Consider the following 9,323-nt stretch of genomic DNA (forward strand, 5'->3'; position numbering starts at 1 on the left):
TTAACCTGCTTTTATAACCGGGAGAACAGGGGGCAGGATGCCCCCTGTTTATATTCTGAGATGTTACACAAGTAAAATTAAATCAAAACTCATAGGTTATACCGGTAGAAATCAGGCCACTCCAGGATTTATTGACCATCGGGCTGTCGGTAATTTCGTCAGACAGACGTGTATAACGTGCCAAACCATATACATTCCAGTTTCCCAGAAAGTTATAGTTTGCACTCATTTCCAGATATGGGCTCCAGCTGTCATTAGGGTTGTAATTACGTAGCCCGCTACGAGTGGATTCCTTACGGGAAATACCATAATAATATTTGTTCTGATTCTTGCTGTTCCACTCAAACCCAATTCCCGGAGTTAAAGTCAGTCTCCCTGTGGAGTAGCTATATAGCCACGCCAGATCCCAGACGATACCATTACTTTTATCAAGAGTATCTCCCGCCAGGGTAGTACGCAGAAAACCTGACTGGGTATTATGAACGTAAGTCATCCCGGCCATCATGGTACTGTTTCGCTTGTCGAGATGGCGCAGCTGGCGATCATTACTGTCCCCAGGCTTAAAATAAACCGGAGACCAGTACGCCATGATCGACAGTTTATCCGTTTCATCGTTCCACAGGTAATAACCCCCCTCTAATCCGCTGAACCAGAAATGTTCACTCTCATAGTCGATAACCGGAACAGGATAAATATCGGTATCGTAATCTTTGTAAGGGTGTTCAACCACACCTACCCCCGCCCCGAGCGTAAAGTTACTTTTAGCCTGAACTACGCCAGAGGAAACTGAAATCAACAAGATTGCGGTTAATGTACTGATTTTATACATGACACATCATCCTTAATTACAGAATTAACGGACGATATGTCACCGCCCGGAATAGTTTTATTTGCGATAAGCTGCTGTCCACTTCAGCGAACCGTCCAGGCCGGGCTGAAATCTTCTTCTTCAAATAATTCAGTCAGTCCACTTATCTGTTTCAGACGAAGAACTTCATCCCTGTCCATTCCCAGCTCCTTGCCAATACGTTCATCTGCCCATCCGAGACGGGCAAGGTCTCTGACGATATCTGACATCGACGCTATCTGATGCTTCCCCCGGGCGCGGTTATGCCTGATCGTGGAGGCAATTCGTTCCGCCTGCCCCTTTCGTTCGGGATTGATACAGGTGACGGGCAGCCAGCCTTTCAGGCGTTTTCCTGCTCCTGACTCGCGTCTGCCCAGCAACTGCCGGTGAAAACCATCCACGACCAGGTATTGCCCTTTCTCTTCAGATACCACGACGGGCTGGGTAAAACCGTCCTCCTGCAGTGAGTGCTGCAGCAATTTTTTCTCTCCGGCAGCCATAACATTGGGATTGTAATCGTTGGCCACCACTTCGCCGGCTTTCACCCACAACACCAGGTCCACAGGCTCCCGGGAAAAGGGACTGAGTTCATGAAGTGTCTGGCGAAAATGATTGAGGGCCGCCACTTTTTCGTCATCTGAAATCTGCTGACTGAAATACCGGGTAATGAGACTGACCACCTGTTCCCTGGTTACAATATCCCCCATTCCTTCCTCCTTTGTTTCATACGCTCCTGGTAACGTTCGTAATGCCGGGGCTTATTCGGACTGAATGATAAGGTCCGGCACCAGAAGTCATTTTTAATCAGTGTCTTGCATATTCTCCGCCATGAGGGAATATCCCTGCTGCCCAGGTCATTCTCCTGTTCATCCGGAATATCTTCCGGATAACCGTGCGTCTGATACCAGCGCAGGTATACCGCTATCTTGTTCCGGTAATGCTCGGCTGTTTTTTGTGGCATGACATCAAGAAGAAACATGGCATAGCTGCGCCAGGTATGATGTGCTGGTCTGGAGATGCGTTTGCGCAGGGCAAAATAAGCGCCACTTTCATTAGCATAAATGGCCCCGCTGGCCGCGCCGGAGACGCGGGCACACATTCGCGCCCAGGTCTCAGGCTCCAGTACATGATAAAGCCACAGACCACGGCGCTGTTCGGGGCCAAAAGGTTCACAGACCCGCATATTCCGCAGGGGAACGCCGGCTCTGTACATCAGGTCATACAGCGGGTTGTAAATGGCGCCGGTGCGGGCATGGTAAATCCAGATGTCCCGGGCTTTCCAGTCATACAGAGGACACATCGTGTAATAAAACCCCTCGGGAGAGGCGGTGGTCCAGGGTTTGTCATCGGCATAACGAAGCTTTCGCTGGCTGGTGAGGCCTATAAACCTGTTAAGGGATTCATCTGCACGAACGCCAGTCAGTATGGCCACTCCACACTGATTGCCCGTGAACCATGTCGAAAACGCCGGGACAAACTCTTCAAATGTCATGGCGTAACGGTAAAAAGGAAAATACGCCGTATCAGTAATGGCATCTGTCGGTGGCTGACGCACCCACTCCACATCGGGCTCCCAGCAGACCCATTCCGGCTGAAACTGTGAAACACCATTTACCGTCGTCAGCGGAAGCGCCACCCAGAAAAACGTCTCGGTGACATCCCGGTACAGATCCTGCATTTTCTGCACATGTTCAATCGTGCAGTGATACTGGGCTTCCCAGTCAATAAACAAAACTGAGAAACGCCGGTGTTTCCTGCGGGCTATTGTGGCGGCGATATGAAACAGAACGGTGGAGTCTTTTCCACCTGAAAAAGACAGACAAACCTGAGAAAAGGTATCAAATATCCACTCCACACGGCCTGTAACCGCAGACAGCACATCCTCCCCGGTTCTGATCTTCTGTATTTGATTACGTTGCATAATGACGTTATCTGACATGAGTGTCTGAAAACCATCTCCCTGTTATGTTGAATAATTATCCTGCTAAGCATTAATTCAGTTGTTAGTGAGATGACAATATTAAAATGTGCTTTCTTAATTATATTTGATCTGTGCCCCGAAAACGGGAATGTAAAGAATGGAAACCAGAGTTTCCAGTATGCCATTTAATATATGCACAAGGATGATTCCAAATACTATAATATTAATTATAACAGGTGTATTATCGTTATCGTCTGAAATTGTAATAACTATTACATACATAAGAAATTCTTAAGGATAAGTTATGTGTAGAAGTATTTACAGGTTTAGGGTAATTCCAGCTTTAATATTTCCCCTTGTGGCTTTTAATGTCTCAGCCTCTCCTTGTTTCAGTGATAATTCTGTGACAAAAGGCACACAAATGAGTTCAAAGTTACCCCGCGACAAGGATTGTAATGATTCAGATTCTAGTTCACGTAAATCTGTAAGTGAAAAAATCACAGAATCCATCGCCGAGAAACAGAAGATAAATCAAGAAATTATGAAAATAGATCTTGAAATAGGGTTGTTACGAACGAAAAAAGGGAACATGACCGCACAGGATTATGATAGTAAAATGCGTGAACTGACAAATAAACGTTCGGCTTTAAAAAGAAAAATTTAATAATTTACTAAACAAAACTAAATCGCCTGATTGGTGGTGCTACTGATTCGCTAATCTGTAAACACAACCCTCAGAAGTTACAAGTTTATGTTCATTCTGTATTCGGCCAACAATTGTTAAACCAATCAATAACCCCACATTGATCGTCACAATGAACTTGATGTTTTCTTCGCCAATTGAGATGCTGAGGTTATGAAGATACCCACACTCAGGAGCACAGCATATGAACACACAAGCACGCGGTGCCCGGGCCGCAAGGCTTTATAAAAGAGCTAAGTCAAAGCTGATTGCACTCGACCAGTTTTGCGTTCAAAAAGCCAGAAAGCATAGACTGCCTGCATGGACTGGACATCTCCCGGTGACTACCCTAACAGGGATTCTTATTGCTGCGGTGATTTTTGGCTCACTGCTTTTCGTGGGTATAAGCCTGCTTATCTTCGCGCTTATTCTGCTTTCTCCGGTGATATCAAGAAATCTAATTTCTGATCCTTCATACAAAGCCAATTATGAAAAATTTTCTTGGGAAAAAAATAACTATGAACAATTTTCTTGGGAAAAAGAAATGTATGAACGTGATGATGATTAGCAGGGTATTTGAGCGGCGACTCACTTTTAATGGGTAGCTAGATACGATAATAATTTATAAATAGTAAAGGCACCGTTTTTTCTTCCAGTGCCCTTATGCTAGCTAACTTTTGCTAATAGTTCTCTCTATTACCCCTCCAGCTTTACCACCTGCAGCTTTAGAATCGTGGGAACCAGATTTCAAAGCTTCATTGATAACACCTCCAATCGCCACTCCAGCCCAGGAAAGCGCCCCCATCCACACTGCCGGCAACACCAGGAACATTGTCCCCATAACAAAGTTCATGATCAGGTCATCTGCGCTATTCTGAAAACCGGCCACATTCCATCGGCTATGACTGTCGGAGCCATACATGATCTCCAGAAGCCAGCTATCCAGCCAGCGCGCCAGCTCCCACCAGAACGTAAGAAAATGCATCCCAAACGTCACAAAAGTGAGAGTGACTACTGTCTTATATTCATACGTCCCGAATACCAGCACCAGGGGGATTAGTACGTACATGGCCATCAATAAGAGCGCCTGAACCATCGGTAACGCCTGGCGCATGGCATCAAATGCGGGGAACGCTCCAAGGGCACCCACACTGGTCCCCATCACCGAAGCCATGCGATTTACAGCATTATCTAACGTAAAATCGGCATTACCGCCATAACCAGCATAAGTACGTCCATTCTGTGACACAGAGAGACTTGTCGGACTGACCAGACGTCGAATTAACGCTTCCGTGTACTCCTCTTTGCTGACCATTCCCTTAAATGCTGCCGCCATGCGTGTCATCGTGGTGGTATTTACCGTATCCAGCACACGGGATTTCAGGCCGGTCTTGTTCTGAGACCACCACTCGCTACACGTCGGATACCCCCCCTGCCCGGTATTTGCGTACCCGTCATCGCGGCTTTGCGACCAGGGGAACGCTGACCTGGGCAACTTCGAATGCAACTGCGGGTAGAAATCCTTCAGGAATAATTTCGACCCCAGCCATTCAATATCCCTGAGTACATCAATATCCGTTGTTCTCCCCCCATCCTGCCGCTTCCATAGCGCAAAAGCCTGTGAATAACAGTCACTGGTAAAATCCTGCAATTCCTGAGCCAGAGCAGGATTGGTGATCTGCGTATGCTGAACGTCAAAACGCACCTGCCTCAGGTCTGGCCGACAGGGTAAACTTGCCACAGCCGCCTGAGTGACGCCTTTGGAAATCATATGCATAAATGCCCACCACACCGGCGCCGATGCAGTCATACCACTCATTGTTGAAACCACACTACCGTAGCCTGAATCTCCGGGTTTAACCGGTGTCCAGAAACCACACTGTTTCGCACGGGTTGTATCAAACGTCAGCGTTGTCAGTGACACTGTCTGAGTGGGGACACAGCAGGCGATAATAACGATAAATGCACCGTAAATAGCGTGCTCCATCCGTCGGGCCGACAGGATACCTTTATTACCCTCATCATCCCCTTCTTCCCGTGTTTTGATCCAGATACCAATGATTTTAAAGCCCAGTGGTAATGCAAAAAGTCCTGTGCCTGTCAGAACATCCCACAAACCGTTATTAACAACCCAGCCCAGAATCGTCAGGATGTACTCAAGATAGCTCGATGTCGTCATCTTCTACCTCAACACTGAATATTCGCAAATCGCGACAAAACCAACAGAAACGACAGCAATCCGCAGAAGACTCTGACGCAGAGCCTGAGAAGAGCCAGGGGAGTGATAACAACGCCATATCCCCCAACCAGTCACGCTGTAAAGCATCAGCCGCCACAGAAGCCACAACAACCAGGTTTCCTTCATCCAGATCCGGAACTGGGCTATTTCAGACTGATAACGAAACCCTAAATCAGCCAGTGCAAGGGACAGGCACGTAAACATAACCAGCATGAACACAAGCGTCAGAATAAATCTCAGAAATGAAGTTGTTTTGATTAAGATCCTCAGTGTCATTGGCTGTCCCCTGGTTTACGCGTTTCAAGCTCACTCAGCCGGGTATCAGCATTTGTCTGCGATTCTTTTTGAGGATTGGTGACCGAACGATTTTCTTCGCGCGCAACCACAACCAGCGCGGTATTTTTTGCCACTTCCCGACGCAGTTCCATCTCCAGCTTAAGAGAGTTAAGCTCACGATCGAGAGCTTCAATACGGCGATCGGCTTCAGCCATTGCCTGAGGCTGATCAGCTGCATTGGGTTCAGACTGGCCAGTCGTTAACATGCGACGCATCGCCAGACCGGTTTCAATCGTGTCGGACATGGCCAGTTCGCCAGCCAGTCTCTGAACCAACGCACCGGCATCAGGATCGCGTTTCAGGGCATCGATGACACCACGCGTTACCTTAAGGCTGCCACTTTTAATTTTATCCAGATTGGCCTGAGTCGGAGCCTCAGTACCATTTACAAGCTTTACCAGCTGTTCCAGATTCTCTTTGGTTGTATCCTCAAGCATGGGAGCAAAACCGGTACCGGCAATTGTCGTGCCCTGGGCATTATCAATCCCACCGCTTCCGCATTCTGTGGCATCTTTACAGGTGCGAATACTCCGATCGCCCAGAACTTTTACGACCGCTGCTGCAGCTTCTTCAGAGTTTTTAAATTTCTGGCATGCTGACCCCTTGCAACTACCAGCGGATACCGTGCTGTTGCTGGTAACGCTCAGGTTATTCATCATGTTGTATCCTGCCTTAGCAAGATCACGCGTTGGCTGAATGGCAGGCTGACCTTTCCCTCCGGCTTTCTTCCCGCCTACCCAGGTAGCGCCCTCCTTACCTGAAGCTTTGGTTCTGGCCTCTTCTGCCCGGAGCGCATCCCCGCCACTGGCACTGACCGCTTCCTTGTACTCTTCCCTCACAGCTGATTCTGTCCAGCTGCTCTTGTCACCCAAAGTGTAATCAGCCAGCTTGTTGGCCATGCTTTCACAATTCAGTTTCGATTTGTCAAAAGCCAGACCTGCCTGCAGTACACCGTTGGTGATCATTTCATACAAACCCGGATTTGCTCGCTGAAGGATCATCGCCGGCATACTTGAGACCGCCCCGGTCGCACCGGTGATCACATCCCCCATCAAATCTTTGAAACCATTCGTGACGCCATTAAGCTGGTTTCCGACAGTAGTCTTTATATCAAAGTTGCCACACATCAAATCACTGCTCAGTCCGGCATCCAGCCCGATACGTTTCATTCCGTACATCGTCCCGGGAGTGGAAATCACCGAACCACCACCAATGCTGTAAAACAGCTTGTCACTAACCGCGCCATTTACTGACTTTCCATATCCATCGCCACTCAACGTGGGGGCATCCAGTAATGCAGCACTTAACGGTCCCGAACTGAAGATACCCAGCATGAGACAGAGGGATAAAATGGATTGAGATCTCATTTTCGATACTCCACTTAATTTATGTCGGTGCTATAGAGAAACGTTTGCCCACGGCGTTTACAGCAGCTATATGGCTGCCAGAGTGTCCAGGCGTAATTACCGTTTTCCGCAATTTTTCCTGTATCCGGGAATACGCTGCATGACATAGAGAGCTTTGGTGATAACTGCTGCCATTTATGATTTTGCGTGCCGGTATTCTCTTTAACAGGTTCGGGAGGCCAGTAACCGGCAGACGGGTTTCCGGTGAGGGGCTTATAGACGTGGATCTGGTTAGTTCGGGTGATAATGTCAGCTACACGCTGCGCAACGATTGCCCCGGATTTGTAGTCATCCTGCTGAGTAACAAAGCCGCTTCGGGGATAGAGATTTCCCCACATATTTTGTGCCGATGTGGAACCGATTTCGCGTCTGCCAGGAATGAGTGCCTCAGGATAAACCGATTCAGGAACACCAGTACGCCAGGCAAGCGTATCAAGCGTGCTAAGAAAATAGGGTACCAGTGGTGTGGCGGCGCTGTTGCATGAGTAACCGGGGATTTGGCCGCCAATAATCGATGTTGAAGGATGGCCAATGGCATCTGCATATTTAAAACGCACATTACTCTTACGGGTACCCGGGAATTTCTGTTCCTGGTTTCCGCCACCGGCAGCAAGCCCGGATAACGTCCCCGTTACAGCATTCTCTACCCCTCCGGCCGTCTGACTCACTAATGACATTTCGGTCCACGGATTTCCACCAGACGCCTGATAAGTCGAAACAACAGCTTCCGGAATAAAGTGATGCACTTTTATCGAGGTTTTTACTGTACAACCGAAGGGGGTACACATCAGCCAGTAGCAGATACCGCTGATTCTCCAGCTGATACACGACGGAGAAATACTGCTGGCCACAATCGAGGCAGTGTTCAACGCAGCCTGAACATCCATGCCGCCGGTGATAAGCATGACTGACAGTAACGCTCGCTTCAGACGAAGAGATTTCATTGATTCTCTCCCCTGCGCAGCGCCACTGCCCGGGATATATCAGCAGTCCCGTAAACCACGTCACGGTTGTCAAAAACAACCGCCGGATATTTCAGTAACCCAAGCTGCCATGCTTCAATCATTCCCCTGTAATGTTCGATAAGCGCTTTTTGCCGTCTCTTCCAGTCAGGAGAATTCAGCAGAGAATGAGCCTGTCTGACAGCCTGTTCAGGATCAGAAGAAAGCTCTCCAAATTGTTGCTGCAGCCAGCGTTCGCTGGCATCGAGATAAACAACCCGGATAGCCGGTGTTGCACCGACCGGAGGATGCCCCTGGTCGGTGTAAACAACGATTTGCGCACTTGCAGAAAAGGAGCTGATTAATATCAGCGAAGATAGGATTCGTTTCATGCCACGCTCCTGACGATAACTATCCGGATAGCGTGCGAAAAACGCAGAAGTAATGCAGTAATAAACTCTGTTTTGCTTTTTAATAATTCCCCGCTTCAGAATATGTGGAAGCGGAATATGAAACGCCGGCTTTTACGCCGGCGAGTGTACCTGTCTACCTGATAAGCCACAGCGCCAGATAAAGGGCATCTGCGGCATCGGCAACATCGATGTACCATCGGGGATTAACGTAACTTTCCTCCGCAGGTAATGCTGTCTTTCCGCTTACCGTAATTAATATATCCAGCTTTTTTCCGCGTAAATTCTCAAGATGGATTGCCAGGCAGGCACGATGCCCGATACGCTGTGGATGGCAAACCCCACGATAAGTATTGCCAAGAGCTCCCTGAATATGAGAAGTCAGACGACTCATATCCTCATCATGTTCCTTGCGGATCCACGCTTTACCCTGCGGAGGCAAACCCAGCAGCGCATCAGGCGGAATACGATGTGATTCATCTTCACCGAGAATTAACCATTGCTCATGCTTTAACAGGCTCATAATCCCCCCATTGAAATA

At 48.3% G+C, this 9,323-nt stretch carries 11 protein-coding genes; 2 read left to right on the plus strand and 9 right to left on the minus strand.

The features are described from left to right. Nucleotides 1-82: 82 nt before the first annotated feature. From ACLJRE_RS15925 to ACLJRE_RS15935, 3 genes are all read right to left on the minus strand, one after another. Nucleotides 83-829, minus strand: a complete 747-nt coding sequence (locus ACLJRE_RS15925) for a MipA/OmpV family protein (RefSeq protein ID WP_057521402.1) — start codon at nucleotides 827-829, stop codon at nucleotides 83-85. Nucleotides 830-912: 83 nt separating this feature from the next. Next, the gene (locus ACLJRE_RS15930; protein ID WP_057521403.1) at nucleotides 913-1,554 is read right to left on the minus strand and encodes an IbrB-like domain-containing protein; all 642 of its coding nucleotides are present in this window, start codon (nucleotides 1,552-1,554) and stop codon (nucleotides 913-915) included. After that, on the minus strand, nucleotides 1,539-2,786 hold the full coding sequence (locus ACLJRE_RS15935) for a phosphoadenosine phosphosulfate reductase (RefSeq protein WP_140212124.1): 1,248 nt from the start codon (nucleotides 2,784-2,786) through the stop codon (nucleotides 1,539-1,541). Before ACLJRE_RS15935 ends, ACLJRE_RS15930 begins: the two co-directional genes overlap by 16 nt. 286 nt (nucleotides 2,787-3,072) lie before the next feature. Between ACLJRE_RS15935 and ACLJRE_RS15940 the strand changes: the two genes are divergently transcribed. Continuing rightward, on the plus strand, nucleotides 3,073-3,432 hold the full coding sequence (locus tag ACLJRE_RS15940) for a hypothetical protein (RefSeq protein WP_410957453.1): 360 nt from the start codon (nucleotides 3,073-3,075) through the stop codon (nucleotides 3,430-3,432). 223 nt (nucleotides 3,433-3,655) lie between these two features. Then, nucleotides 3,656-4,018, plus strand: a complete 363-nt coding sequence (locus ACLJRE_RS15945) for a hypothetical protein (RefSeq protein WP_410957454.1) — start codon at nucleotides 3,656-3,658, stop codon at nucleotides 4,016-4,018. Between the two features lie 102 nt (nucleotides 4,019-4,120). Here ACLJRE_RS15945 and ACLJRE_RS15950 read toward each other — a convergent pair whose 3' ends face one another. The 6 genes from ACLJRE_RS15950 to ACLJRE_RS15975 form a co-directional block, all read right to left on the minus strand. Beyond that, nucleotides 4,121-5,629 (minus strand): conjugal transfer protein TraG N-terminal domain-containing protein, encoded by a 1,509-nt coding sequence (locus ACLJRE_RS15950; RefSeq protein ID WP_220573955.1) that lies wholly within the window; start codon nucleotides 5,627-5,629, stop codon nucleotides 4,121-4,123. Between the two features lie 3 nt (nucleotides 5,630-5,632). Next, on the minus strand, nucleotides 5,633-5,965 hold the full coding sequence (locus ACLJRE_RS15955) for a hypothetical protein (protein WP_410957455.1): 333 nt from the start codon (nucleotides 5,963-5,965) through the stop codon (nucleotides 5,633-5,635). Next, nucleotides 5,962-7,392, minus strand: a complete 1,431-nt coding sequence (locus tag ACLJRE_RS15960) for an integrating conjugative element protein (RefSeq protein WP_057520022.1) — start codon at nucleotides 7,390-7,392, stop codon at nucleotides 5,962-5,964. The genes ACLJRE_RS15955 and ACLJRE_RS15960 overlap by 4 nt, the downstream gene beginning before the upstream one ends. Before the next feature lie 14 nt (nucleotides 7,393-7,406). Then, nucleotides 7,407-8,375: a TIGR03756 family integrating conjugative element protein gene (locus ACLJRE_RS15965; protein WP_057520021.1), complete on the minus strand. Its 969-nt coding sequence runs from the start codon at nucleotides 8,373-8,375 to the stop codon at nucleotides 7,407-7,409. After that, a complete protein-coding gene (locus tag ACLJRE_RS15970; protein ID WP_057521407.1) occupies nucleotides 8,372-8,764 on the minus strand; it encodes a TIGR03757 family integrating conjugative element protein in 393 nt (130 codons plus the stop codon). Before ACLJRE_RS15970 ends, ACLJRE_RS15965 begins: the two co-directional genes overlap by 4 nt. 154 nt (nucleotides 8,765-8,918) lie before the next feature. After that, the gene (locus ACLJRE_RS15975) at nucleotides 8,919-9,305 is read right to left on the minus strand and encodes a hypothetical protein (protein ID WP_000054770.1); all 387 of its coding nucleotides are present in this window, start codon (nucleotides 9,303-9,305) and stop codon (nucleotides 8,919-8,921) included. Between the last annotated feature and the right edge of the window lie 18 nt (nucleotides 9,306-9,323).

It is taken from the genome of Salmonella sp. SAL04157 (genome assembly GCF_046551635.1).
Taxonomy (GTDB): Bacteria; Pseudomonadota; Gammaproteobacteria; order Enterobacterales; family Enterobacteriaceae; genus Salmonella; species Salmonella enterica.

What these genes read in the sequence shown, in the direction of transcription:
- ACLJRE_RS15970 (WP_057521407.1), bottom strand. Translation starts at nt 8,764, where the DNA reads ATGAAACGAATCCTATCTTCGCTGATATTAATCAGCTCCTTTTCTGCA.
- ACLJRE_RS15940 (WP_410957453.1), top strand. Translation starts at nt 3,073, where the DNA reads ATGTGTAGAAGTATTTACAGGTTTAGGGTAATTCCAGCTTTAATATTT.
- ACLJRE_RS15960 (WP_057520022.1), bottom strand. Translation starts at nt 7,392, where the DNA reads ATGAGATCTCAATCCATTTTATCCCTCTGTCTCATGCTGGGTATCTTC.
- ACLJRE_RS15935 (WP_140212124.1), bottom strand. Translation starts at nt 2,786, where the DNA reads ATGTCAGATAACGTCATTATGCAACGTAATCAAATACAGAAGATCAGA.
- ACLJRE_RS15950 (WP_220573955.1), bottom strand. Translation starts at nt 5,629, where the DNA reads ATGACGACATCGAGCTATCTTGAGTACATCCTGACGATTCTGGGCTGG.
- ACLJRE_RS15930 (WP_057521403.1), bottom strand. Translation starts at nt 1,554, where the DNA reads ATGGGGGATATTGTAACCAGGGAACAGGTGGTCAGTCTCATTACCCGG.
- ACLJRE_RS15925 (WP_057521402.1), bottom strand. Translation starts at nt 829, where the DNA reads ATGTATAAAATCAGTACATTAACCGCAATCTTGTTGATTTCAGTTTCC.
- ACLJRE_RS15955 (WP_410957455.1), bottom strand. Translation starts at nt 5,965, where the DNA reads ATGACACTGAGGATCTTAATCAAAACAACTTCATTTCTGAGATTTATT.
- ACLJRE_RS15965 (WP_057520021.1), bottom strand. Translation starts at nt 8,375, where the DNA reads ATGAAATCTCTTCGTCTGAAGCGAGCGTTACTGTCAGTCATGCTTATC.
- ACLJRE_RS15975 (WP_000054770.1), bottom strand. Translation starts at nt 9,305, where the DNA reads ATGAGCCTGTTAAAGCATGAGCAATGGTTAATTCTCGGTGAAGATGAA.
- ACLJRE_RS15945 (WP_410957454.1), top strand. Translation starts at nt 3,656, where the DNA reads ATGAACACACAAGCACGCGGTGCCCGGGCCGCAAGGCTTTATAAAAGA.